The 25,661-nt window shown below is 45.1% G+C and carries 26 protein-coding genes; 7 read left to right on the top strand and 19 right to left on the bottom strand.

Annotation, left to right across the window (positions count from 1 at the left end; all coding sequences use genetic code 11):
- Nucleotides 1-173: 173 nt before the first annotated feature.
- Nucleotides 174-920, top strand: coding sequence for a YdcF family protein (locus GQF01_RS23010; protein ID WP_161409004.1), 747 nt, complete (start codon nt 174-176; stop codon nt 918-920).
- Between the two features lie 641 nt (nt 921-1,561).
- Nucleotides 1,562-2,563 (top strand): hypothetical protein, encoded by a 1,002-nt coding sequence (locus GQF01_RS23005; RefSeq protein ID WP_161409003.1) that lies wholly within the window; start codon nt 1,562-1,564, stop codon nt 2,561-2,563.
- Between the two features lie 664 nt (nt 2,564-3,227).
- Here GQF01_RS23005 and GQF01_RS23000 read toward each other — a convergent pair.
- Genes GQF01_RS23000 through GQF01_RS22990 form a run of 3 tightly spaced genes read right to left on the bottom strand, consistent with a single transcriptional unit; the run spans nt 3,228 to nt 4,301 of the window.
- Nucleotides 3,228-3,797 carry a manganese catalase family protein gene (locus tag GQF01_RS23000; RefSeq protein ID WP_161409002.1) on the bottom strand — a complete coding sequence of 190 codons (570 nt, stop codon included), beginning with the start codon at nt 3,795-3,797 and terminating at the stop codon, nt 3,228-3,230.
- Between the two features lie 16 nt (nt 3,798-3,813).
- A complete protein-coding gene (locus GQF01_RS22995; RefSeq protein ID WP_161409001.1) occupies nt 3,814-4,080 on the bottom strand; it encodes a spore coat protein CotJB in 267 nt (88 codons plus the stop codon).
- Nucleotides 4,077-4,301: a spore coat associated protein CotJA gene (locus GQF01_RS22990; protein ID WP_161409000.1), complete on the bottom strand. Its 225-nt coding sequence runs from the start codon at nt 4,299-4,301 to the stop codon at nt 4,077-4,079. Before GQF01_RS22990 ends, GQF01_RS22995 begins: the two co-directional genes overlap by 4 nt.
- A 206-nt stretch (nt 4,302-4,507) precedes the next feature.
- Between GQF01_RS22990 and GQF01_RS22985 the strand changes: the two genes are divergently transcribed.
- On the top strand, nt 4,508-5,194 hold the full coding sequence (locus GQF01_RS22985) for a C40 family peptidase (RefSeq protein ID WP_161408999.1): 687 nt from the start codon (nt 4,508-4,510) through the stop codon (nt 5,192-5,194).
- 95 nt (nt 5,195-5,289) lie between these two features.
- Here GQF01_RS22985 and ytvI read toward each other — a convergent pair whose 3' ends face one another.
- The 8 genes from ytvI to GQF01_RS22945 all read right to left on the bottom strand — a co-directional run bounded on the left by ytvI (nt 5,290) and on the right by GQF01_RS22945 (nt 15,342).
- Nucleotides 5,290-6,336 carry a sporulation integral membrane protein YtvI gene (gene ytvI, locus GQF01_RS22980; RefSeq protein ID WP_161408998.1) on the bottom strand — a complete coding sequence of 349 codons (1,047 nt, stop codon included), beginning with the start codon at nt 6,334-6,336 and terminating at the stop codon, nt 5,290-5,292.
- Between the two features lie 14 nt (nt 6,337-6,350).
- The gene (locus GQF01_RS22975) at nt 6,351-7,688 is read right to left on the bottom strand and encodes a hemolysin family protein (protein WP_161408997.1); all 1,338 of its coding nucleotides are present in this window, start codon (nt 7,686-7,688) and stop codon (nt 6,351-6,353) included.
- A gap of 29 nt (nt 7,689-7,717) precedes the next feature.
- Nucleotides 7,718-8,845, bottom strand: coding sequence for a radical SAM/CxCxxxxC motif protein YfkAB (gene yfkAB / locus GQF01_RS22970; protein ID WP_161408996.1), 1,128 nt, complete (start codon nt 8,843-8,845; stop codon nt 7,718-7,720).
- A 118-nt stretch (nt 8,846-8,963) separates the two neighbouring features.
- Nucleotides 8,964-11,192, bottom strand: a complete 2,229-nt coding sequence (locus tag GQF01_RS22965; RefSeq protein ID WP_161408995.1) for an MMPL family transporter — start codon at nt 11,190-11,192, stop codon at nt 8,964-8,966.
- Between the two features lie 64 nt (nt 11,193-11,256).
- Nucleotides 11,257-12,390, bottom strand: coding sequence for an HD-GYP domain-containing protein (locus tag GQF01_RS22960; RefSeq protein ID WP_161408994.1), 1,134 nt, complete (start codon nt 12,388-12,390; stop codon nt 11,257-11,259).
- Nucleotides 12,391-12,509: 119 nt separating this feature from the next.
- A complete protein-coding gene (locus GQF01_RS22955; protein WP_161408993.1) occupies nt 12,510-13,322 on the bottom strand; it encodes an undecaprenyl-diphosphate phosphatase in 813 nt (270 codons plus the stop codon).
- Between the two features lie 104 nt (nt 13,323-13,426).
- Nucleotides 13,427-14,875 carry a bifunctional metallophosphatase/5'-nucleotidase gene (locus tag GQF01_RS22950; protein WP_161408992.1) on the bottom strand — a complete coding sequence of 483 codons (1,449 nt, stop codon included), beginning with the start codon at nt 14,873-14,875 and terminating at the stop codon, nt 13,427-13,429.
- Nucleotides 14,872-15,342 carry a molybdopterin-dependent oxidoreductase gene (locus GQF01_RS22945; RefSeq protein WP_235960178.1) on the bottom strand — a complete coding sequence of 157 codons (471 nt, stop codon included), beginning with the start codon at nt 15,340-15,342 and terminating at the stop codon, nt 14,872-14,874. The genes GQF01_RS22950 and GQF01_RS22945 overlap by 4 nt, the downstream gene beginning before the upstream one ends.
- 130 nt (nt 15,343-15,472) lie before the next feature.
- Between GQF01_RS22945 and GQF01_RS36895 the strand changes: the two genes are divergently transcribed.
- The 3 genes from GQF01_RS36895 to GQF01_RS22930 are packed head-to-tail and all read left to right on the top strand — an operon-like array spanning nt 15,473 to nt 18,350.
- Nucleotides 15,473-16,174 (top strand): molybdenum cofactor biosynthesis protein, encoded by a 702-nt coding sequence (locus tag GQF01_RS36895; protein ID WP_161408991.1) that lies wholly within the window; start codon nt 15,473-15,475, stop codon nt 16,172-16,174.
- A gap of 21 nt (nt 16,175-16,195) precedes the next feature.
- Nucleotides 16,196-17,260, top strand: coding sequence for a ThiF family adenylyltransferase (locus GQF01_RS22935; protein ID WP_328803514.1), 1,065 nt, complete (start codon nt 16,196-16,198; stop codon nt 17,258-17,260).
- 46 nt (nt 17,261-17,306) lie between these two features.
- On the top strand, nt 17,307-18,350 hold the full coding sequence (locus GQF01_RS22930; RefSeq protein ID WP_161408989.1) for an HD-GYP domain-containing protein: 1,044 nt from the start codon (nt 17,307-17,309) through the stop codon (nt 18,348-18,350).
- 7 nt (nt 18,351-18,357) lie between these two features.
- Here the strand turns inward: GQF01_RS22930 and GQF01_RS22925 are convergent, their stop codons facing one another.
- The 7 genes from GQF01_RS22925 to GQF01_RS22895 all read right to left on the bottom strand — a co-directional run bounded on the left by GQF01_RS22925 (nt 18,358) and on the right by GQF01_RS22895 (nt 23,365).
- The gene (locus GQF01_RS22925) at nt 18,358-18,747 is read right to left on the bottom strand and encodes a DUF350 domain-containing protein (RefSeq protein ID WP_161408988.1); all 390 of its coding nucleotides are present in this window, start codon (nt 18,745-18,747) and stop codon (nt 18,358-18,360) included.
- The gene (locus GQF01_RS22920; RefSeq protein ID WP_161408987.1) at nt 18,744-19,397 is read right to left on the bottom strand and encodes a hypothetical protein; all 654 of its coding nucleotides are present in this window, start codon (nt 19,395-19,397) and stop codon (nt 18,744-18,746) included. Before GQF01_RS22920 ends, GQF01_RS22925 begins: the two co-directional genes overlap by 4 nt.
- Nucleotides 19,394-20,596, bottom strand: coding sequence for a glutathionylspermidine synthase family protein (locus GQF01_RS22915; RefSeq protein WP_161408986.1), 1,203 nt, complete (start codon nt 20,594-20,596; stop codon nt 19,394-19,396). Before GQF01_RS22915 ends, GQF01_RS22920 begins: the two co-directional genes overlap by 4 nt.
- Nucleotides 20,596-21,300 carry a hypothetical protein gene (locus tag GQF01_RS22910; protein WP_161408985.1) on the bottom strand — a complete coding sequence of 235 codons (705 nt, stop codon included), beginning with the start codon at nt 21,298-21,300 and terminating at the stop codon, nt 20,596-20,598. The genes GQF01_RS22915 and GQF01_RS22910 overlap by 1 nt, the downstream gene beginning before the upstream one ends.
- A complete protein-coding gene (locus tag GQF01_RS22905; protein ID WP_161408984.1) occupies nt 21,297-21,518 on the bottom strand; it encodes a hypothetical protein in 222 nt (73 codons plus the stop codon). The genes GQF01_RS22910 and GQF01_RS22905 overlap by 4 nt, the downstream gene beginning before the upstream one ends.
- A gap of 117 nt (nt 21,519-21,635) precedes the next feature.
- The gene (locus tag GQF01_RS22900) at nt 21,636-22,745 is read right to left on the bottom strand and encodes a C40 family peptidase (RefSeq protein ID WP_161408983.1); all 1,110 of its coding nucleotides are present in this window, start codon (nt 22,743-22,745) and stop codon (nt 21,636-21,638) included.
- A gap of 122 nt (nt 22,746-22,867) precedes the next feature.
- Nucleotides 22,868-23,365, bottom strand: a complete 498-nt coding sequence (locus tag GQF01_RS22895; protein ID WP_161408982.1) for a hypothetical protein — start codon at nt 23,363-23,365, stop codon at nt 22,868-22,870.
- Between the two features lie 300 nt (nt 23,366-23,665).
- On the opposite strand from GQF01_RS22895, the gene GQF01_RS22890 reads away from it, so the two are divergent.
- A complete protein-coding gene (locus GQF01_RS22890; protein WP_161408981.1) occupies nt 23,666-24,064 on the top strand; it encodes a hypothetical protein in 399 nt (132 codons plus the stop codon).
- A 172-nt stretch (nt 24,065-24,236) separates the two neighbouring features.
- Here the strand turns inward: GQF01_RS22890 and sufB are convergent, their stop codons facing one another.
- Nucleotides 24,237-25,634, bottom strand: a complete 1,398-nt coding sequence (sufB, locus tag GQF01_RS22885) for a Fe-S cluster assembly protein SufB (protein ID WP_161408980.1) — start codon at nt 25,632-25,634, stop codon at nt 24,237-24,239.
- Nucleotides 25,635-25,661: the final 27 nt, after the last annotated feature.

Raw genomic sequence — 25,661 nt, 5'->3', positions numbered from 1 at the left:
TATAACGGTAATATTTACCGTTCATTTGAGAAGGCTGTCTCTCGGTCATTTGATGACTTTCGGGACAGCCTCTCTTATTTTTTGCAGGATATTCTCCCTCTTTGTCGAAAAAGCATAGGAACACAAATAGCCGCTTTTTTCCAAGAAAGGATCTAATCATCCCTATGCTCTATTTGATCAAAATCGCCTATACGTTATTGTTTCCCCCAGGGATTATCATTCTGCTGCTCATTTCCATTGCCTTATGGCTGCAGCAAAAAAAAGAGTACCTAGGTACTCTGCTTGTCGGACTCGCTGCGCTTCTTTTATGCGTTTGCTCCATGCCCTATTTCGGCAATGCCTTTCTAAATTCCATCGAACGCAGATACACACCGCCGGAACAAGTGACCGGTGATGTGATTGTTATGTTGACAGGCGGTGCGACACTCGACACGCCAGACCCTCTAACCAAAGGCGAAGGATATTTGACAGGGAACACAGCTGCCCGTGTGCTAACCATAGCAGAGCTATATCGCAGCACGAAGCTGCCCATCCTCATCTCGGGTGGACAAGTTTTCACAGACTCCGGCAATGAATCACAAATTTCCAAACGCCATCTCATCGCACTTGGCATTCCAGAAGCGTCCATCTTTCTGGACGATACGAGCCGCAACACGGAGGAAAATGCGCTGCATACCCAAGCCTTGCTAACCACAAATGGCTGGCAGCATCCCATTCTTGTTACTTCTGCCTTCCATATGGCCCGCTCCGTCAAACAGTTTCAAAAACTCAAGGTGGATGTATTACCTTATCCAACCGATTATATTTCGCAGGGAAAGCAGGCACTCAGTATTAGTAAATTCGTTCCCTCTTCCAGCGGATTATCCAATACTTCAATCGCGTTGAAAGAATATTTGGGCTTACTCGCAGCTAAAAATTAGCTGCATGGTGTGACTGCTCTCTCCCTGGCTTGCCATTACCGACATAGTTACCGAAAACCCTGTACTATTTTTTAAGGTAATCCCTAACTGTCGAAAGCATCATGAGTTTTTTCCAGGATATTTATCTTGACTTGAAATTGAATCAGTTATTTTGAGAAGCAATTGAACATTGTTATTTTCGATAAAACAAATAAGGTTACAGTAATCAGTACCCCTCTTTTATTGAGATGGGTTATATGATTTATATGGAAGCAACCGAAAAAGCAAAAGCTAGCCCGGAGATAATCCTTCGGGCTAGCTTTTATTTTAATGGATGAATGGCTAGAATGATTCACCTTGTCTTGTGTAGATTATTCCATAAGTTCGCGTCAGAAATAAGACATCTGTGACGTGATTGTTTTGCTCACAAATGATTCGTTTTTTCACTTTTTGCAAATGAGTTTTTAGTTGAAATTTACCTTTAACCTTGTAGCCGCATCAGAATAATAGGATTATTAGTGTTAAAAAAGTTAATTAATACTATTTTTATGATTTTCGACAATTAAAAACATAAAAAGCTATATACACTATTAATTATGTCTAGTAACATACACAATGTAATATATGGAAAAAATAGAATTTATTTAAAAAGGAGAGTAATAATGAAAATGAAAAAAATCTTAGTGACATCCGTTCTAGCATGCTTTTTCTTAGTACCTCAACTTACTTCGGCTTCAGTTCTTGTTAAACCTTCAGCTTCTGAAATAACAGTGTCTGACTCGTATTACGATAATACGGTTGACATTGAGCAAGATGTAAACCCAATTGGTAAAGTAGTCAAGTTCAAAGAAGGGAAAAATATCAAACCATTAATTGCAGAAAAAGCAAATCAACATAACCAAAAGCAAAAAGCAGCTGCTGAGGGCAATCACGAGCGAACACAGAAAATTGATGATTATTTTACTAAAATCGCAGCTGGAGAAGAACAAAAGTTTACGAAACAATTCTTCGACTTTCTAGAAGAAAATGGCCTAGTTTACTATGAGCTTGGAAAGCAAAAAGAAAAAGAAGTAGCTATTTCATCGACAACGGGAGCTGATGTTTCTGTAAATTCGCCATGGGTATCCTATGACTCGGTTAGTAACACTTGGGAAGTTTGGGGAGGCTACAGTTTTACAAATAACTGGTCTTGGTGGGGCGAGCGAAATATGAATGTAGCTACGCAAATAGGAAATTTAGACACAGTCGGCATCCACTTAACAACAGCTAATAACGCTGCTCTACTCTCAGGCTTTTTTGCTCAAGGTCTCTATCATGATGCCCCTTGTAGCGGATGCTCTGCTAGTAAATCAGGTCAAAACTCTGAAACTATTACTAGCCGATGGGGGACTATTGATTCTAACAACGGAGCAATGTTTAAATTATCCGATAAAATTGATTCATGGGGTGGTGGTTACGCGATGAGGTGGGGAGCTGGAGCAGTAAAACTAAAATATAGCTCAACTTTCTCTTCTGCTCATGGTTTAGCGACGGTATATTTTGCTCATACATGGAACTCTGGTAGTATCGATAGTGTAACAGCAACAAATAGCAGCTTTACAATAACTTATAGTACCAAAAGTCAGACAACGGATACTTTGATCGGTGGACAATATAGTTATTAGTTAGATGAAAATATAAACAGAAAGACAGGGAGCCTATTCTTAAAGCTCCCTGTTTACTTTTAGTCTGGCGTTTTTTTTGTAATAGCTTGAATAGCCGCATAACCAAAAATTAACGTAATCAAGATTACAATAATTACAAATATTGAGATTTGGTACGTAATACCATATCTTTCAAGATAGTTGTAAAGAATAATAAGTTCAATGACTAGAACTAGTGCCCAAATACCGAAGTATCTTCTCAACACTTGTTAACACCCCCCTGGTAAATCTACTATAGAATCGCATCAACTCGTCAGATGAGATTATTATTACACACTTTTAATATTTTATCTTATATGGAATATATTGTATACAACGAAATAACGGACCAGTTCGTAGTTTTCCTATTACTTAACTGTGGATATTGGGAGTTTTTACACTTGTATTATCAAGCAAAAACCGTCTCCAACGTATCCCGGTAAAAAGTGATTACTACAACTGTTTTCCATGCTTACGGCTACTAAAAAATTAACTAACCATGGATAGCTTTCTTAGACATTGAAATCCTTTTTAATCAAAATATAATTTCCCTCCCCTCACATTTACATGGCAATCCCTACGATATTCTATTATTCACTCCTCTACAACAATTATTTAACCTATGGTTACCGTCGCCCTCAACCTCTCAAAAAACCTTCTTCTGCATCCTATCATCCTTCAAAATTTCGACGGCTTCGCGAAACCGAAGGGAATGTACGATTTCCCGCTCACGGAGAAATTTCAGACTATCCTGGAGATCGACGTCATCGGTCAAATCAATTAGCCATTGATACGTGGTTCTAGCCTTCTCCTCGGCAGCTATGTCCTCATAGAGGTCTGCAATGGGGTCTCCCTTCGCCTGTATGTAAGCTGCCGTCCATGGCACGCCAGACGCATTCTGATAGAATGGCGCCCTATCATGAATCACGTACTGATCGTCCATCCCAGCAGCCTTAAGTTGATCAAGCGTTGCATCTTTCATGAGCTTATAGACCATTGTCGCGATCATCTCGAGATGGGCGAATTCCTCTGTCCCAATATCCGTGAGCAGCCCCACTACCTTATCCGGAATCGCATATCGCTGATTCAAATAACGCAAGGCCGCAGCAAGCTCTCCGTCGGCTCCCCCATACTGCTCTAGCAGAAGCTTCGCCATCCTCGGGTCGCATTTGCTGACTCTGACTGGATACTGAAGTTTCTTCTCATAAATCCACATGCTTTTACCTCCTTATTCAGACCTGCCATGGCCAGGGCGTATCCACCCATTGCCAAGGATTTTTGCTGTAGGCATGACCAAATGGCATAAGCGGACCAAACTCCAGCTCAAATTCCTGAGCCATCGACTTCCTCTTTTGAGCAAATTGATTGTATTGTTGGATGGCTGCGAGATCATTCGGATGTGTATCCAAATACAGCGTTAGCTCGACCAACACGAAATCAACAGCCTGCAAGTCGTGCATCATCTTGTAATAAGATTCCGGTACCGCTGGTGGATTCATAGCCAAGGGCTCCCTTCTTCTATTTTGGATTCGTAAGGTCCATACAGGGCGGGCCATAACGTCCCTTTTTTCAGAGCTTCATAAGGACTGAATTGCGGCAAACCTGGCGGTTGGAAGGCAATATAGAGGTGTGGCGGCACATTATACAATTTCACTTGAATCGGTGGACAAGGATCGAATGGACTGATATAGGGATAGTACTTTCTGAATTGCGATTGCATACGTCTCCTCCTCTTCTCGCTTCGGTGCACGAGAAATAGTCATAGCGGCAGAGAGGCCTATAAGCACGTATATGCAGCACGACTTGGCCAAAATCACAGATTTTCCAATATTTCCTCATGGTCAGAAGGCGCATTGAACGCTTAAAATAAGAACAATCCATGTGACACCATGACTTACACAATCTAACACCTTGGAGGGAATCACAATGACACGATCTAAACGACTGATCATTTCTGCAGCAATTCTTGTAAGCGTAACCATAAATGGCATGATTCCCGCTCTACCTGCATCTGCAGCGTCGGCTTCAACGAGCACCATTACTTTAGCGCAAGGAATGACAAGCTCATCCGTGTCTGCACTGCAAACCAATTTAAAAACACTTGGCTATTTTACATATCGGGCCATCACCGGTTACTTCGGCACAATCACAGCTCAAGCTGTTAAAGATTATCAAAAAGCCTATCAGTTAGCTCCAACTGGCGTAGTGGATGCTGCAACCCAAACTAGCATCTCCCACTCGATCAAAAAACAGCTGCTGCTGGACGATGCGATGAATTTTCTGCATGTCCCCTACCTATGGGGTGGAGCGACTCCTCAAGGGTTTGACTGCTCCGGTTTTATTTATTACATGTTTCAAAAGCACGGAATACCGGCTGTTCGAACAACCTCCAAGGAGCTTTATGCCACAGGCTTGTCCGTGAGTCAGGCTAATTTGCAGCCAGGTGACCTGGTGTTCTTCGCCATAGCATCTCCTGCTGTCGTTGACCATGTAGGCTTCTATTTGGGGAACGGGCAATTTCTATCTGCCACACGATCAGCAGGCATCTACCCGCAAAGCCTGACAAGCTCATATTGGGGTCCTAAGTATATGGGAGCTAAGCGCGTTTATTAGTTGTTCGCTCAGACGCAAACCAAAAAGCCCCTGCTCCATGCCAGAACGGCAGCAAGCAGGGACTTATTTGCACACGGCATCAACATCCGCACATTTTAATCCAACTTAATATTCAACTTCAAAAGACCGGCCTTCCGCATCGCTTGATAAATAATGACGACCAGAGGTCCCAAGAACAAACCTGCTACACCTAACAGCTCGAAACCAATGTACAAGCTTATTAAAGCCGCGAGGGCATTAATCCCTACCGCTTCGCTTAGCACCTTAGGCTCCACAATGCGGCGGAAGATTGTCAGGGCAAGGAACAGCACCAATAATCCAATTCCCATCCCTGTATGCCCGACTAACAGCTGATAACCAAGCCATGGGATGAACACAAGCCCTGTACCAATGACAGGAACGAATTCCATGACCATCACCAGCAAAGAAATAGCTAACGGATATTCCGCTCTGAGCACCAGCAAGCCTACGAAAGTGACCAAATACGTTAATATCGCCATGATGAGCTGAGCCCGAATGAACCCAAAAATAGCTTCCCGTAAATATACGAGGACATTCTCCATTTTGGTTCTCGTCTGGTCTTCGAACATGGACAAGAAAGCAATTCGCTGTTTCGGCAAGCTAAACATGCATAAATATAAAGCGATGATGTAGACGATCATGACGATAAAGAAATTCGGAATTTTGCCCGCCATATTCAAGAAGAATCCGGAAATTCCACTCAACATGTCGGTTAATGTCGCGGTTAATGTCTCTGTGCTTCGCTCTACCCAGGTTTGCACCTGCGCCGCCATCTCGGGCGACAAGGAATCATAGAACACCTGAGTTTGGCTAACAGCCTGATCGACGTATTTATTGACATCGTCCATATAATTAGGGGCTTTGCGGCCGAGATCAATGACTTCTGACACAACATTAAACCCAATGAAATAGAACAAAGCAATCGTCAGCAGCGTAAAAATAGTACCGATGATCGACGCAGCGACCAACCGGTTTACCTTTATAGCTCGCATCAGCAGCAAAGTTAGAGGGTCCAAAAAAATAGCTGTAACCAAGGCAAGCAAGAAAGGTAACCCTATCGTGAAAAATCCGTATAGGACCAGCAATCCAAGCACTATGATTAGTGTCGTCTTAAGCGACATAGGAATTCCTCCGATTATTCATTTCCAGGCTTTACAGAGTTAATTTTGGTAATATGTATACGTACAATACGCAATCGATCTACCTCAGAAACTTCAAAAACATGATTGCCTGAAGCCACTCTTTTACCTTTAACCGGGGCTCCTTCCAGCTTCTTAAATAACCATCCGCCTATAGAGTCTACATCCTCGTCTTCAATTTCCAGGTCCAGCATATCGTTCAAGTCTTCAATGAGTACACGTCCATCTACGGATGTATACTTATCTTTCACCTCAACTTCTGGTCGTTCGTCAATATCGAATTCGTCGTGCAGCTCGCCAACGATTTCCTCCATAATGTCCTCTAATGTGAGAAACCCTGCGGTACCGCCGTATTCATCCACAACGATCGCTAATTGCGAATGCTTTTTCTGCATTAATTTCAAAACACGACTTATCTCCATGGACTCCGGCACATTCAGAATAGGTCGAATGAATTCACTAATCTCGTGCTCCACATCGGGATCAGCCGTCAGCAGATCGGTAATATGTACGAATCCGACAATTCTATCTTTATCATCATCAGCAACAGGATAACGGGTATGTTTCGTTTCATGAACCATCCGCAAGTTTTCGATAAAGCTCATCTCTAGATATAAGCAATCCATATCGGTCCGCGGCAGCATGACCTCCCTTGCAATACGCTCTGAGAATTCAAATATATTATCAAAAAGCACCATTTCATCTTGATCGATATGTCCGCTCTTCACGCTTTCATCCATCAGAATGCGTATCTCTTCCTCTGTATGCGCGGACTCATGCTCGCTAGCGGGTTCTACGCCAATCCAGGACAAGAACTTATTAGCCGTACCATTGAGTACCCAGATAATCGGACGAAACAAGCGATAGAAGTACAACAGCGGCGCAGAAAGCCATAAGGAGGTTAATTCTGCTTTTTGAATCGCGAAAGACTTAGGTGCCAGTTCCCCCAGCACGATATGGAGAAAGGTAATGAAACCAAAGGCTACGATGAAAGATATCGCATGCGTATACACAGAGGCTTCTAAGCCTATCACGTGGAAGAACGGTTCCATGATCAGCTCAGAAACAGCCGGTTCCCCTACCCAACCTAGCCCTAATGAAGCTAACGTAATTCCGAGTTGTGTGGCTGACAGATACGTATCTAATTCCGATGTAACCTTGCTCGCATACTTAGCCTTGCTGCTGCCTTCATTAAGCAGCTGCTGAATGCGGGAATGCCGCACCTTGACAAGGGCAAATTCAGCAGCAACGAAGAAGCCATTCAGCAGAACCAAGATAATTACTAATACCAGATTTAGAACGATTGGACCAATTTCAAAGGAAGTATGTGGCAAGTGCGGATATCTCCTTCAGATAGATGATATTAGATAATAGCTTGTCGGCTTTTAAAATCAATGGAACGATAATACGAATCGGCAACCAACAGGTTCGGGCCGCAGCAAGAAGCTGCGCTGCAGAAGCAATTCACCTTTTGATTAAGGGGATTGTTCTCCCATCTTGCAAAAATAGTATCCAATTGATCATCATGGATATTACCTAGAGGCGGTTCATTCGCAAAATCTGTGACGAATACTTCGCCAGTAAAGGTGCTCACATTTAAGCGATTTCGCCCATCCGGATCATTCCGAACTGTGACGTTCGGTTCATCGCGAAGCCTTTTCACCAGCATTCGGTCCTCTTCGAGCTCATTACAGGCAAAAAACGGCAGTGTGCCGAATAACATCCACATGTCGCGGTTGCGGCTATCGAGCAAACGATGAATGCTGCTTCGTAACTCGTCCAGTGAAACCATTGGCAAATGTGAGGCAAACGAACTCGCATACATCGGGTGAACCTCATGACGTTTGCAGCCCATTTCATCGATTAGCTTATGAATTTGTGGCAGCTTCTCATGCGTGCGCGTATTAATCATGGATTCCGCTGATACGTATAGTCCGCCTTTGCTGAGCGCAATCGTATTGTCTACCATACGTTCATACATGCGCACCGCTGTTTCGCGGCCTACAGGATGCTGCGAATTAACGAAACCAACTTGGTGGAAATCGTCAGCATTCAAGTAATTAAAGGAGATATGCATGACGTCCAGATAGGGAGCAAGCAGTTCATACCGCTCCAAGTCGAGTGTCAAATTGGAGTTGATTTGTGTACGAACACCCCGTTCGCGCGCATATTTAAGGATGGGCAGCATGTAATCTTTGACAATCTTACTATGATAAGAGGGTTCTCCGCCTGTCAAACTGATTGTCTCCAAATGCTCTACCTGATCCAGTTTATTTAGAATAACGGGTAAGGGAATACGTGGCCCTTCCGTCATCGTTAACGAATCGCCAACAGCGCAGTGCTCACAGCGCATATTACACAGATTGGTAATCGTTAACTCTACACTAGTAAGTACGTGTTTCCCGTATTGCCGATAAGACCGAATCGGGTCCCAAGGGTCGTAAGCGGGAGATAGCTCCGGTAAAAAGGAGCGTGTTCCATTCATATTCATGCTGTTCACACCTGACCTATCATTTCCTATTCACTTGCAATTTGTTCTTATCATGCCTATACCTATGCCCTTTATTGTAACTTATGATGCGAAAAAAAGGAAACCGCCATCTCCTTCTCTACGGTTTCTCCGCAGGAGTTGGCGATTTCACCCGGAGCCACTTCGGTGCCCACCAGTTTGCGTCTCCAAGCAGCTTCATCAAAGCGGGAACCAGCATGACGCGAACAATCGTAGCATCAATGAGAACCGCGAGACCAAGTCCTAGACCAAGCGCCTTCATGATCTCAATATCTGTGAAGATAAACGAACCGACGACGACAACCAAAATGAATGCAGCACTTGTAATTAAACTGCCTGTTTTCTTAAGCCCTTCCGCCGTGCTCTTGTCATTATCTCCGCTTGCTTCATATTCCTCCATGATGCGGGAAATCAAGAAAACTTCATAATCCATCGAGATGCCGAACACTACGCAAAAGATAATAACCGGCAGCGTAGCGCTGACATAACCAATGGACGTGATGTGAAGCAAATCTGCCATATAACCGTGCTGGAATACTAACACTACGCACCCAAGACTTGCGCCTAGGCTTAGCATATTCATGAGAACAGCCTTAAGAGGGAGCAGAATAGACCGGAAGGCAAGCAGAAGAACGATATACGTAATTCCCATAACAAAAGTGAGCACAGAAGGTATTTCATCTTGAATACGATCGATGATATCCAGGCGGTAAGCTGGCCCGCCTGTGACCGCCACATCCAGTCCTTGGTGCCCCAAGGCGCGAAGATTCCGTACAAGCCCGTCCGTCGACGGATCATCTGTGTCCTTCTCCGGCACCACAACAAGCAGTGCTGTATGTCCCTTCGCCAGCTTGCTCCCTTCGATCCTCTCTTTAACTCCTGGAGCTTTCAGCATACCTGTTAATTCAGCATCTGAATGTTGTCCTAACGTGCTGAGGTAGCTTTGGATTTCTTTGACGCCCGAAACACTCTTCACTTTATCCGCGTACGCCCGAACTTGGCGGATCGATGACTCTTCCCATATGTCTTCTTCCGTATGTACAACGATTTGAATTGGCCCCATCATCCGAGGGTCATAAGCTGTTTTAAGCAAGTCCGATCCGTATCGCGACTCGTAGTTAGGAGGCAGCACCTCGGCATTGGGCACGCTTAGCTTCATTTGACCAATGGGGGTCATTGCATAGATCAATACTCCCCCGACCAATATGACAAGCAGAACAGGCCGCTTCATCACGCCATAGGCAATCTTTTCCCAGAATCGGGACGATTCTTGCTTACGGAAGCGCTTAGGGAGCACTTGAAGCGAATTAATTCGCTTACCGAGCAACCCCAGAAGCGATAACAGCATCGTGTTGGCGACAACAACAGAGATGGATACGACAATGATTCCGCCTAGGCACAGAGAGCGAAAAAACGTGAGATCAACGAACAGCATGCCAAGTAATCCTATCAGTACCGCAATGCCGGAGAAAAAAATCGATTTCCCAGCGGTCTGGCAGGTCATGGCTACTGCCTCAGCCACACTCGGCTGTACCTTAAGTTCCTCCCGGAAACGGCTAACGAGGAATAAGGCATAATCAATCCCGACGGCCAATCCCAGCATCGTCACCATATTCGGAAGAAAATTCGATAAGGACTGATGCTGGGCAATAAAATAGGTAATCCCTAGTGTGAGCGTTACACTCATAAGTCCTACAATCATTGGCAGCAGCGCCGCGACTAACGTTCCGAAAACAATTAATAGTACGATAAGCGCAATGGGCAGGCCAATGGCTTCTGATTTGGCAATATCATGCTTGCTCGCTTCCTGCATGTCGTGCAAAATAGCAGGTCCGCCGGTTACATACACCTTCATGCCAGCAGGAGTATGTACACGTTCCTTCACCTCGGGGTATTTCTCCAGCGCTGGGTCCGTGTCCAGATTCAGCGAAACGTTAACAGCCTGGACATCTAGATGCCCTTCATTCCGAGGCGAGGCAACGAAATTCACACTTTCTACATAGGGCAGCTTCCTTAATTCACTAAGTGAATCCATGATGGCTTGCTGCGGCTCTTTCTTGGTCATATCGAGGCCTTTTCCCGTATAGACCAAATTAATCGTCGTAAGAGGAACGCCTAGGTCATCCCGCAGTTGGATGAGGCCGAGATCTGACTCGCTTCCTTTTGGCGTAAAGCCATTGTCTTTGAGTATCCCAGGTGTTTTCTGTGCAAATAGAGCGAAACTAAGGAACAGAAATACGCAAAGCGCAAGGACTAGCCACCGATACCGATGCATGGCGTATCCCCATCTCCAGAAATTCCCTTTCACCGCTGATTCTCTCACACTCATCCCCCTGATCTGCAAAAAGAACCTGGGATCCCAGGTTCTTCATGTTCGTTATCTTTATTTTATCTCAAAGTAGAGTTGGCATACCCGATTCTGTGTCCAGCTCTTCTATTTTAATTTCACCGATTTCTGAAATGAGAACCGAATGCTTAATTGAGAGATCGATTTCATACGGCTCTTTGAGTTCTATGCCCCCTTCATCCTGCAGGATACGAACGACCGGCCTCTGCGGAACCGTTAAGTTTAATTTGGAGACAATTCCGAATTCGCCTGTGTTCAATTTCACAGTAATGCCGAGCGGGTAAATGGCGATTTTATCACGGAATAAAGCAATCTGGCTTTGATCATACATCGTGCCTGAACCTGCAAAAAGCTGCTCCATAGCTTCATGAGGCAATAACGGTCTGCGATATACACGGGTAGTTGTCATAGCATCGTAAGAATCGACCAAACCGATCCATCTCGCAAATTCATTAATATCCGGGCCTTGCAAACCTCGTGGATATCCGCTTCCGTTAATCCGTTCATGGTGCTGAAGCGCACAGTGCGCAGACAACAATGGAATATTCGGCTCATCCTTAAGAATCTGAAAACCATATGTAGTATGATTCTTCATTTCCATGAATTCAGCATTCGTCAACTGAGAGGGCTTGCGCAAGATGCCCAGTGGAATTTTGGTCTTTCCAATATCATGCAGCAAAGCGCCAAGTCCAAGCGTCTCCAGCTTTTCACGGCTATATCCATAACTAATTCCGAGCATAATCGCGTAAATACTGACATTCACCGAATGCTGGAATAAATAATTATCTTTGATATTCATATTGTTTAGCATGACCATTGCGCCTTGATGTGCACTTAAGTCATCAATAATCATGTTCATTACATCACGGAAATTACGTCCGATATCATAATAGCTCACAGCTCCGCGTTTGTTCGAATCTTCCATGACCTTCTTAAAGGTATGCCGAATCTCTTGAACAGCTCTGCTTCGCGTTTCATCTTGAATAATATCAACTTGAATAACGTCATCGGTCCGGGAATCTGAGATATAAATATAGTCGATACCATATGAAAATAGCCGATCGAGTAATCTCTGTGTCAGCTCAACGTTAACAGCAAGTAAAACCATACCATCTTCGTTGTAAATATTTTTAGCCAGCCTCATTCCAGGATGACACTTGTTGATCGGCATTAACAGCATGTAAGGACCCCCGAGTAGCTGAACGTTATTATCTATCTAAATGTAATAGATTTCATCTAAAAGTTCAACAAAAAAAACCGCATCTTTCGACGCGGTTCGCCACTTTATTTCAGTAGCATTTACTTTAAAAACATATAGAGTGCAAATATGATGGCTACTGCGAAACGATAGTAGGCAAAATAGGTCAATTTCATATTTTGAACAAATTTAATGAAAGAAACAACCGCTAACAGAGCTACGATGAAAGCCACCACAAACCCTACTGCGAAAAAAGCAAAATCATTGGAAGAAAGAGCTTCATAGTTTTTCAAAAAATAGACGCCGGAAGCCCCGAACATAATCGGGATCGCCATTATAAACGTAAAGTCTGCAGAGGCTGCACGACTAACGCCTGAAAGCATCCCCCCTGCAATCGTTGAACCGGAACGGGAAAATCCTGGCCAGATCGACACAAGCTGCCACAACCCGATGAAGAAGGCTTGACGGTAGGTTAAATCATCCAATACCTCGGTGCTGGGTCTCTCTTTCTTCTTTTCCGCAATAATGAGCAAAATACCGCCCAGAATAAGTCCGATAACGACCGTAGTCGAATTAAATAACTTCTCATCCACAACATCATTAAATAAAACACCGATGATTCCTGCAGGTAAAATACCGATAAGAATATGCAGCAGATTCAGCTTTCTCCCGCTTCTGCTCTCACTTTTTCTTTTCACCAAGCCAAACAAGGATAAGATCCGTTTCCAATAAATAATGACGACTGCCATAATAGCTCCAAGCTGAATAACAAAATCAAAAGTTTTCATCACTTCGTCGTTTTGCGTGTTGAGCAAACTTTGCGCCAAAATCATGTGCCCTGTTGAGGATACCGGTAAAAACTCGGTCAATCCCTCTACGATCCCAATAATGATCGCTTCAAAAATAGTATGCATGGTTTCCCCCTAAAGGTATAAGATTATGGTTGGACTCCTATCCAATTATATATTCTACTTGGAACCTATATGATCTGACAACTTTATTGACGAAATTCGTAGGTTTAACCCCTCGCTGCAGAGGCGTTTTGATCAATAAATCTTGCTGAGTGGCTGCTTGCAATCGCCTCATGATCCGTAAGCTGGCGGACAAGTACGTCGCGAATAAACTCCGGGAGCATGTACACCACCTCTTTCCCACGGCTTAAAGATAAGTATCCGGATCCGAAAGTAAACATATCTATCGTGCCCACAACATAGTCACGGCCAGGGTCCAGAAGCTCTTCGCCTACATGGACGGCGATGATACGTTCATAAGGCGCGCGGGAACTGTCCCACTCGACGGTGATGCCGTCGACGCTAAGCGCGCCTAGCACTTCGCCCCGGAAGCCGAGTCCACGGATTGGCTTCTCCATGAATTCAGGCAGCAGCGACTCTTCGAGCGCCTGCTGCAAGTCCGCGCCGCTAAGCAGCATGCGGCACGGGTTGATCGGCCCTGGGCAGATTTCTAGCAATCTGCCGCGCGTCAAGCGCCCCTCCTTCAGTCCCTGAAGGAGTTGGCCGCTATTGACCAGCCCGATATCGGCGCTGGTCCAGCGGCGAATCCCTGCGGCAAGCAAGTTGCCGAGCGGGGATTCGCCGTGCCAGTCCAGGCGCAGCGGCTCCCGCAGCTGCGCCACTTCTTCATCCAGCGCCGCTGCGCCGGCGATGCGGAAGCGTGCCAGCAGCTCGGCTACGCTGCTGTCTTCTTCGCTGCCCGTCGTCATTGGGACGACGCGGCTCTGGAACTGAGCGATCCGGCGCTGCGCCGGATCGTAGGCAAGTTCGATGTGGCCGGCATACTGCCCGAACTTGCCGGCCGCAGCCAGGTAGGTGCCGCTGATCAAGAGCGGCTCCTCCAGGACATGATGTGTATGGCCGCCTAGGATCACATCGATGCCCTCGATCTCCTCTGCTATGCGCCTATCCATCGGCAGACCGAGATGGGACATGACCACGATGAGGTCTGTGTGTGGGCGCAGCAGTTCTGTATGTGTCTTCACGGCCGCTAACGGATCTGTCACATCCCAACCGAGCAGCTCATAATAAGCTGGATAAGCTGCTGTCACGCCAATAATGCCAATCTTCAAACCAGACCTTTCAATCGTCAAGGAAGGCAGCAGCCAGTCAGGTGTGAGGTGTGTTGCTCTTTCGTAAATATTACTTCCAAGAACAGGAAATCGCGCATGGTCCTTGAATGTTGCTCTAAGAAAGTCAGGCGTAAACGTCAGCCCTTCATTATTGCCAAGCACCATCGCATCATAACCAGTTGCATTCATGATTTCCAAGTTAGCTATGGCATTGGTGCCCTCAGTCTCCGGACTCATCCGGTCCATATGATCGCCAATGTCCAGCGTCAATACTTGCTCGGATGGCCAGTTCTTGCGAGCTTCGTTAAAGTAGCCACTAATTTTGGGCATCATCTCAAAATGGCTATGCAAATCATTCGTATGTAAAATCAGAAGTCGTTTCATTTCTTGATTTTCAGCTCATCGAGCGTTACTTTATTTTTAAATCCAAAGGTCGCTTCTTCGCCAAGTAGGGCATCATGAAGAAACCAGATATGTACAACACTTTTGACATTAAGGCATTCACTGCTTCCATCTGGCACATACAAGCGAATGGGGTACCCCTTCTTGAGTGGTTCTCCGTCCTGAGCGTAGAGAAGAAGAGCTGAGTCTACTTCCGACCACGACATTAACGCTTGAAATTCATCAACCGCCTCTACCTTTACATGCGTAGGCTCGCTTTCAGCTTGTCCGCCACGACTGTTTTTCCAGCTTCGATACCATGCTTTTAGATCAAATGCATCCCCTGAAACGTTCGGAACACGGTCCTCAAGCGCCAATTTCATCTCCGCCAGATCAACGAGTTCTTGTACTGTCAATGTTTCGTGTGCAATATGTGGGTCTGACACTTGTATGCGTAAATCTGCTTGCATCCTGACCATTCTCCTTTCATCCCATAAGCTCATTTTTGCTATTCCCAAGGCCCTATCCATTATACCATTCCTTGGTCAAAATATGATATGCTGTAAGGGATTCTCACACTAAGCATTTAGGAGCAAAATTGTGAACTTAAACATCCAACTTTTTGCAGGACTTGTTGAACTCTTCGGGACTTCCGTCCTACATATAGCAATCGACCAAGAGGCCGTTTCAATTGAGCAGCTTAGAAAGCTGATCACGGACAAGTACCCGGCAGCAGCGCCACAGCTGAAAACTTGCTTTTTTGCTAAAAATCAAGCTTACGCAAACGAGAGCGATTGGGTCACTACGGCCGATGAGCTTGCTCTCATACCACCCGTGTCGGGAGGGCAGCCCACGTTATATGAAATTACTTACGATTCCATTGATGCTCGGCAAGTTGCGGCCAAAGTAAACCATCCCAATCATGGGGCTTCGCTCCTCTTCATTGGGACAACGAGAGAGATGACGTATGGTCAACGCACGGTCCTACTGGAATATGAAGCTTATGTTCCTATGGCAATCAAAACAATGGAGACAATCGGTCAAGAAATTACCGACCGTTGGCCGGGCACACTTACTGCTATCACCCACCGGCTCGGGAAGGTAGCGATTGCAGAGGCTAGTGTTGTGATTGCCGTATCCTCTCCTCACCGGGCAAGCTGCTACGAGGCAAGCCGCTATGCAATCGAACGGTTGAAACAAATCGTACCTATTTGGAAAAAGGAAATTTGGGAAGATGGTTCGGAATGGAAAGGCAGCCAAACTGGCCCTTGGAATCCGCTAGAAACAACACTTACGGATTAGAACGAATTGGAGATGATTTGTGTGGACACATTTTTACATACGGAGCAAGAAAATGGGGTAGATGCGCGCTATTCAAGACAAGTGCTCTTCTCCCCTATTGGTGTAGAAGGGCAGCGTAAACTGATTGGCAGTCGTGTCGCTATCGTTGGCATGGGTGCGCTAGGCACAGTGCTTGCCAATCATATGGTGCGCGCTGGGGTCGGCTATGTCCGCTTGATTGATCGCGATTTTGTTGAGGCAAGCAATTTGCAAAGACAAATGTTGTACGACGAAGATGATGCGGCAATGATGACTCCTAAGGCAATTGCAGCAGCCAAACGATTACAACTAGTGAACTCACTCGTCACAATCGAACCTCATGTCATGGATCTGAATGCTACGAATGCCGAAGATTTGTTAGGCGATATTGATTTAATTTTGGACGGCACGGATAACTTCTCCGTCCGCTTCCTTATTAACGATGTGAGCATCAAATTGGGCATTCCCTGGATTTATGGCGGTGCCGTTGCTTCAAGAGGCGTCTCTTTGACGATTCTTCCAGGACAGACGCCATGCCTGCGTTGTTTGTTCACCCAAGCTCCCGCTGCTGGCACGACCGAAACGTGCGATACAGCTGGTGTGATAGGCGGAATTATTCATGTCGTTGCTTCCTTTCAAGCAACTGAGGCTCTTAAACTACTAGTTGGTGCTACCGAACATCTGAATCTCCGGATGCAGCAGTGGGACCTTTGGTTCAATCAGCATTCCTCGATAAACGTGACCGGGGCACTAAAAGCGGATTGTCCCGCCTGTGCGAGCAAGCAGTACGACTACTTGGAGACTGACATTGATGGTGACACCATTCAATCCTTATGCGGACGTAACTCGGTTCAGATTCATCCTGTTGTTCCTGCTGCGAAGCCGCTTGAATACTGGGAAGAGCGCCTGAAACCGTTAGGTTCGGTAGAACGAAATCGGTTCCTTTTAAAGTTCCAGGCAGGCCCGGATTTGCACATGGTTATTTTCCCTGATGGTCGCGTCCTCATTCAAGGAACGGATGATTTAATTCAAGCCAAAAGTCTTTACAGCCGTTATATAGGGATGTAGTATTACAATATACCTACACGAATATAGGACTGGGAGAGGAAATTCAATGCATATACACGTACTTCAACTAATTGTTGGTGATAAACTGATTTCCGATTCCTACAATACAAAAGGACTTCATCTTCTATCAGCTGGCACCGTGGTGGATGCAAGCGACATAATGATGCTTAATCGCCATAATGTGGAATATGTGGATATTGCCCCAAGGGTTAATGAAATCGCAATTGAGTCAGTAGAATCTTCTAAAGCAAAGCTGGCTCAATTAAGTTCTTTCCATGATTGCATCTCCGGCATTAAAGACATATTTCGCTCTGCAGAAAACGGGGAAAAGCTTTCTATGGACATGATAGAATCCGCTTTCAATCCGTTAATTTCGAGCTTTGAGGAAGAGAATGACGTGGTTTCCTTGCTTCTTTCATTAAGCAGTCAAGATGATTACACTTTTCAGCATAGTGTACAAGTCGGTATGCTTTCCTACTATATTGCCAAATGGATGAACAAGAGCGAGAAAGAAGCTCTTATGATTGGTACAGCCGGCTACTTGCATGATGTTGGAAAATGTAAAATTCCCCAGGAAATTCTGTTTAAGCCTGGCAAGCTAACAAATGATGAGTACAATGAAATTCAAAAGCATACCATCTTCGGATATGAAATCATCAAAAACTCTTTGAAAGACAACACATTGGCACTCGTTGCTCTTCAGCATCATGAGCGCATGGACGGTACAGGCTATCCGTTACGCAAAAAAAGCACAGAAATTCATTCTTATTCGCTTATCGTTGCTGTCGCAGACGTGTATAGCGCTATGATCAGCAAGCGTGTGTATCAAGATAAACGCGACCTCTTATTCGTGCTTAAAGAGCTTCACCGGATGAGCTTTGGACAGCTTGATCCGAAAATCACACAAGTATTTATTCGTAACATGATTCCTAACTTTATCGGGAAAACAGTATCTCTTAGCGACGGCCGAGTCGGTACAATCGTCATGACCAATCCTACCGACTTTTTCCGGCCACTCATTAGAATCGATAATCAATTCCTGGATCTCTCGCAACTTAGCGATGTCGAGATTTCAACTATTGCCATTTAATGCTTTTCTAGATAATAAGCGAGCTGACGGCAAGAGCAATACCGATATATACAGCTGCTAACAAAGTGCCGACGGCTACATTTCCGCCTTTTAACTGATCGGATAGCTTCACGCCAGGCGTTAACCAATCGAACACCCAGTAAGTAGCAAGCAAACAGACGTAACCTACCGCAAACCACAAACTCATGTGCCAGATCGAGGAATTGCTATATGCGGCAATCGCCAGCACGATGGCTGTAGCGACAAATTTACCACCCATCGTGATTCCAACGGCTAGGTTTCCCTTATTTATTTCTTCCATATCGCGGTAGGGCGTCATTAAGCTAAATACATACATCCCTCCAAATTGCAGCAGGACTATGACAAATAAACTGATCACAATATTCAAGACTATCATTCTGCCCACCCCCGAAACTTCGCCATAGATTGATCATAATTGCTGTAATCGTGTACTTCCTCTAAAATAACCTGAACTTCTTTCTTGCTTTTAAAGCTAGTATAGCGATCTTCAGGAATAGGCTGCTTCACCTTTTGCCCTGTTGGCAGATCAGCAACGGCGAAATAGCGGAATTTGCCATCCAGCTCCGTTTTATAAACACCTATCAGCTTCACATCCGTCTTAATTTCAACCTTAAGTTCAGCCAAATCTTTATCGGCTTCTTCCTTTGTTTTGAAGGTCTTAATCGGTTTCCACTGTGAAAGCGTTACGTCGTTTTTCCCTTGACTGTCTGTTTTCATCGTTGCCTGCATATAGCTAAGCACATAAACTTGATCGCCGGTTGCAAAGTTCTGGTCATTCGATATGCGCTCATTGTTTGGCAGCAGAACCATATCTCCATCAAGCAAATCTCCGACTTTGGCCTGCTGCACCTGATAATCCCAAGGCACATCGCCATCCATGCCGCCAACGCTTGTCGTTGCGGAACTTCCTTCGACCGGTTTGCTTAAGACAGAGGGCTTCTTATTGAACAAGCTGCTGATACCCCAGATCATCATTATGACGACCAACACAACAGACGCCATTAGCCAGAATCGTTTTTGTTTCAAGGTGTTTTCACTCCAATCGGTACAAATTGACTTGCATTTCCTGTAATTTTCCCACCGGCTCGCCCTAAAAGACCACAAGGTGTTCCGTTCAATACGAACAGCCCCGTTAGCAAATGCCTATTCCCATGAGCAAAAGATAACTCGGGCAAATCGGCCCTCTGCTGATACACGCGCTCAAAAAAAACACTCGTATCAAAGCCAACTTCGTCTTTGACTTCTAGCTCACCCGCAGCGTCATAGAGCTCGACCGAGCCCCCTTCTCTTCCAAACATGGATTTGGACACATAATCCCCTGACAACTCAGGAGAAAAAAAGGTAGGCAGCATATAAGCAGCTATAGCCTTATGTTCTTCCGCGGTGAACAAGGCTGAGGTTTCCGTGTGCAATCTCCAGACCATAGCTTGCAGACCCTTGGATTGCAAAATAACCGCATGCAATGGATTAAACAATTGGATGAATTGTTCTTCAATCGCATAAGAGAGCGCCTCTCCCCCATCATCAACACCCATCCATTCCTTTGGATATAGTGCGAACATGCTGGAAATGATTTGTTGTTCCCCGACCTTGACTACGCCTTCGTCAATCCACAAATCTAGACAATCAACACATGTCATGTTTCTTCCGCTATGAGCAACAAGGGCATCAATGGTCCCTGTATCTTCCGCGTGCTGGCCATAGGCAATGCATGCAGCGAAATCCGGCGCCTCAATATCCCATGCAGCGCGGATTAAGTTTTTCATATCCGTATTCGGGGAGGTATAACCTTTCTGCTCACATAACCACGGTGTCGCAATCGACGCTTCCACATAACCTGTGGGAGTGTCCGCATTGAGCTCTAAGAGTTTGATTCCTCCCTGTTGATCCACAGTGAAATCAAATCTTGCATAGCGGCTAATCACCCCTATATCACCCAGTTCCAGCCGGTCAAGTCCATCCCAGAGCACTTCGGGAATCGACAGCTGTTGGTAAATCACTCTATTCCCTTTCACGTAACGAACAGCTTTATCAAATACGCGCCACAATGCATCTGCCGCGAGAATTAGCTCGTTATAAGTGGCTTGTTCCATAAGGACAATTTGATCAATCCAGTACGCTTCATCTTCTAGATTGGCCCATGTGAATCCAAGTTCAGCAAGCTTCTGGACTCTATGCTCTCTTTCCGGAGCTGGTGTGCCTATGACTTCGAATACCACAAGCATTAACCTCCTGAGCTGGATGAGGAGCTGAAACCACTCGATTTGCCGCCTATGCTGCCCGTTGATGTCGAAGTTGATTTCGAGCTTGACGTTGAGCCGCTGCTCGTGCCTGAGCTGCTAACGGAACCTGTGGTTCCTGCAGTTCCTGTGTTCCCTGTAGTTCCCGACTTCGTGGTAGATGAGGATGATTTATTGGTCGTAAACGTTCCAGATCCACTTGACGTCGTTGGTGCTTTGGTCGTGGATCGATTGGAGAACGTGCTAGGTTGATATGACTTGGTAACATAGGGTGTATTGGATCGATAATAATAAGAACGATGACTGCTCCCCCAATTGCTTGAGGAATAAGGACTTGGGCTATTGAAAATAAGATGGTATAAGAGCAGATCGTCCCATCCAAACCCGCTGCCACCACCATAATTATTTACAATAATAGGCGCCGTGCTGCCTCCTGTGGAACCGCCGCTGCCTGCTGTAGGTGTTGGAGAAGGCGATGGTGAAGCTGCGCCCGCTGAGGGAGGAATAGGTAAATTCCAGTCAACCGCTGGGTCGAAATAGGCTTTCACTTCATCATTAGACCATTCGACAAGCTTGGAGGAGGCAGTATTCGGTGCTGGCGTCTCCGCGGCATAGGCTGGTAACAGCAGAAGCTGCCCGACTAGCACCAGACTTATAGAAGCTGAAAATACCTTGAGCGGTCTTTTCACTGCTTGTTCCCTCCCCCTTCAGAACCAATTGCAACTAATAATAGCTCAAACACATTCAAATCTAAATTCAATCTTCCTTCGATCATTTCATATTCCTTACCACCAATGAGCACATAATTCGCTGCGTCTAGGGCTTGCATCAGCTTCTCATCCCATGGACGTTCACTAATTTTCAAAAGCTGTCCATCCGCCAATTTTTCCAAAAGTGTAATTGTCATTCGGTTTCATCCTCCTTCATCGATGACTTCATACTAGATAAAACGCATGAGCCGACCTTTTGTTTCACCTTGACAGAAAATAATAAAAGCCTACCCCTAAGGATAGACTTGAACGCTTTAAGTTACAACACGTTTCGCACGAAGGAACGTTTTTTTCCAGTACGCTTTATTGATATTACTAATCTGTACCCCATTCTTTGGCTCCGGGGAGGCATGCAGCATTTGCATATTACCAATATAGATGCCCACATGTCCGACTTTTTTATTTGTTTTGAAACGGCCTGGGACATAGAAAAACATTAAATCCCCTTTGCGCAAAGATTTTCGACTAACCAATTTGCCCAACGCTGCTTGTTCGCGAGCCAATCTCGGAAGCTTAACGCTGTATTTCCCATACACGTATTGGGTAAACGTTGAGCAATCAAATTTACCGGTTTGAGGATATGGACCTGTACCGAATTTATATTTAACCCCTTTATATTGCTCACCTTTGTTAATCAAGGCATTAATATTGATATTTTTCAGAACTGGAATTGCCTTCTCCCCAGAGGAAGCCCATACCTGCGGATCATCTTCGATAGGCAGCCCCAAGGAGGCTGGGTTCGCTCCATCCGCTGCGTTTCCTTTGAAGGGATCATTCGGGTCGTCTGCAAATGCCAGCTCCGGTGTATCCGCGCTGGGGTCAGGAGAATCTTCGTTCTCAAGCGAACCATCAGGCGAAGGATGGATGTTCAGTTGATTGCTACTTACATCATATGACATCTCATCTTGAAATAAGTCCGCAATGGCCGAGACAGGCAAGTAGACAGCATCGCCTTCTTTGACGAATGGCTCGCCTACATGGATTTCTGCTCCATCCTTCATCGCTTTATTGGAATTTGCAGATATTTCGAAATTTGCGTCATTATCGCCAATCAGCAGCTTCTGGCTACCAGCATCCCACTCGGATTGATACTTTAATGTTTGAATGAGTTCACTGGCTGCAACATATTTGACATTGTTGATTACTTTAATGGGTAAAACAGCATCGTCATTGCCTAATTTCGTTATCCCGTTCCCTGCTTGGGACAAGCTGTGCGGCAACGCAGTGCCTGTGCCTGATTGTGTCACTCCATTCGGCGTTGGTGCTGAGTTATTGGGGGGCGCATTATCTTTCCCACAAGCCGTTGTTGTCGCTAGAACGATAGCCATACTCCCGATTGCTGCAAGTTTCAGCCTTTTCCACATACCTTCACTTCTCTCCTTTAGGGACACATTATGATCCTCTATAGGTTGAGAAATGTGGGAAATAAATATACGTCAGCCAAGTCTAGAAATGCATGGAGCATGTTGGAAAGCACTGCTATCTATCACTTGAATAGTCCCTTGATCCAATTGGCAAAATCGACTGTAATCGGTATTAGCCCGAGTCCATGCTGTCCAATAACGACAACACCGTAGACGGACTCGCCGATTGCGACTGCACCAAGAGCCGTTTTGCCTATTGCTACGGCTCCCACAGCCAGTTGACTAACTGCAACAGCTCCCACAGAGAGCCAGCCTGAGACAGCAACAGCCCCTCCTGCTAAGTAACTTGCGATAGCTACCGCCCCAAAGGAAGCAAGCCATGATATGGCGACTGCGCCGAAGGAAAAAACACCAACGCTGACAGCTCCTATCGATACAAGCCCAACAGCTATATCGCCAACCGCGATAACACCAATGGCTACCCGATGCTTGCTTTTTCTCATGCCGCCAGTTCGTATATTTATGATTGGCAGGGAAGGTGATGGCCACTGATAGTCAATTTCCCGCTGATTCCATCCCCTGCTTTCCCACATCCCATTGAACCATTTTTTGTTGTTCATCCTGCGCCCCCTCGCTTCTTAGCCTCACGTCAAGGCTCCCTCTACTCATTATCCTATCACCATCCACTTTGAATCAGAACCGCCTCTAGAGTGGATTAGAACTCCGTCTGGAGACTGAATTTGGAGGATATTTCCGAAAAACTATGAAAGTAAATCGTCTACTCTTTATTTTAATATTTTGTAAAATTACATACATTTAAATAATATCCAAAATAAGGGATTGTACAATCTATTAAATATGGTAATATATAACTTGGAATAGTTGGCCAACATTTCCTAATAAACCCATTTGGAGGCATTATGAAAAAAATAGTTTCTTCCTTATTTCTTGCAATTTTAATGCTAGCTTTCTCTACTAGCGCGTTTGCAGCTGCACCGAATGTTGTCGTTAATACTCCTTTTTCCTCAATCTCCGGCAACCCAACCGTATATTCGTATCAACCACCGATTGCATGGTATCAAAACGATACAGATGCGAATAGTTATTTCGCTGAATATTGGATTCTTATTTATGATGAGAGTTGGAATGTAGTTTATGATTCCGGAGTCGTAACTCAAAACACAACACAAAAAAATATGTCCGTAGTTGTACCTACACTTCCAAAAAATACAACTTTAGCTGTAGGTGTATCTGTTAAAGATAACACTGGTGCCTGGACTAGCGACACAACTGTGAAGTTTATGTACATTGAGCAATAATCATTTTTGCAGGGGGCTGTTACAGCCCCTTTTTATTTTTGATGTTATAGTCCTTCTGATAAGTTGCTGTGACATCACTTATCAAAGGGACTTTTTGGCTTACTCATTAATGGAGGACTTTAGCAGAATAAAAAAAGAACCCGCAGTAACTGCGGATTCTTCGATATTAATTTTAACCGATGGAGCCTTCCATCTCGAACTTGATGAGACGGTTCATTTCTACGGCATATTCCATTGGAAGTTCTTTGGTGAATGGCTCAATGAAGCCCATAACGATCATTTGCGTTGCTTCTGCTTCCGTCAACCCACGGCTCATGAGGTAGAACAATTGATCCTCAGAAACCTTGGATACTGTAGCTTCATGCTCAAGCGTAATGTTATCGTTCATGATTTCATTGTAAGGAATTGTATCGGATGTAGACTCGTTATCTAGAATCAACGTATCACATTTGATATTTGCTTTGGAACCTTGGGAATTACGTCCGAAGGAAGCCAGACCACGGTATGTTACTTTACCGCCATGCTTGGAAATCGATTTGGACACGATTGTTGATGTTGTATCCGGAGCCAGATGCGTCATTTTCGCACCAGCATCTTGATGTTGTCCTTTACCAGCTACAGCGATGGAAAGAACCATGCCTTTTGCGCCGCGGCCTTTCAATACAACTGCCGGGTACTTCATTGTCAATTTGGAACCGATGTTGCCATCGACCCACTCCATTGTAGCGCCTTCTTCTGCAACTGCACGTTTGGTAACGAGGTTGTAGATGTTTGGTGCCCAGTTCTGGATCGTTGTATAACGAGCACGGGAGTTTTTGAGACATACGATCTCAACAACCGCACTGTGAAGTGAGTTTGTGCTGTAGATAGGAGCTGTACAGCCTTCTACATAATGCACAAAGCTTTCCTCGTCTGTAATGATCAATGTACGCTCGAATTGACCCATGTTCTCGGAGTTAATACGGAAGTAAGCCTGTAAAGGCACTTCACATTTAACGCCTTTTGGTACGTAGATAAAGGAACCACCAGACCATACCGCACTGTTAAGAGCAGCGAATTTGTTGTCGCTTGGCGGGATGATTGTACCGAAGTATTTTCTGAACAGTTCAGGATATTCGCGAAGAGCTGAATCCGTATCTGTGAAGATAACGCCTTGATCTTCGAGTTCCTTTTGCATGCTGTGGTAAACAACTTCGGATTCGTATTGAGCAGATACACCAGCAAGGAACTTTTGCTCCGCTTCAGGAATACCTAACTTATCGAACGTTTCTTTAATTTCTGTAGGAACTTCTTCCCATGTTTTACCTTGTTTCTCGGACGGTTTCACATAGTACTGGATATCATTAAAATCAAGATCATCCATGTTACCGCCCCAACGAGGCATCGGCATTTTGAAGAACTGCTCCAAGGATTTCAGACGAAACTCAAGCATCCAATCCGGCTCGCCCTTCATTCTGGAGATTTCTTCAACGATTTCACGAGTCAAACCTTTTCCGGACTGGAAAATCGATTTGTGCTCATCTCGGAATCCATACTTATAATCTTCAAGATCTGGCATTTGTTTTGCCATGGTTATTTCCTCCTTAGCGTTGTAGGT

The sequence above is a fragment of the Paenibacillus silvestris genome (assembly GCF_009882985.1).
In the GTDB taxonomy this organism is placed as follows: domain Bacteria; phylum Bacillota; class Bacilli; order Paenibacillales; family NBRC-103111; genus Paenibacillus_E; species Paenibacillus_E silvestris.
This window is presented reverse-complemented; position numbering and strand designations above follow the sequence as displayed.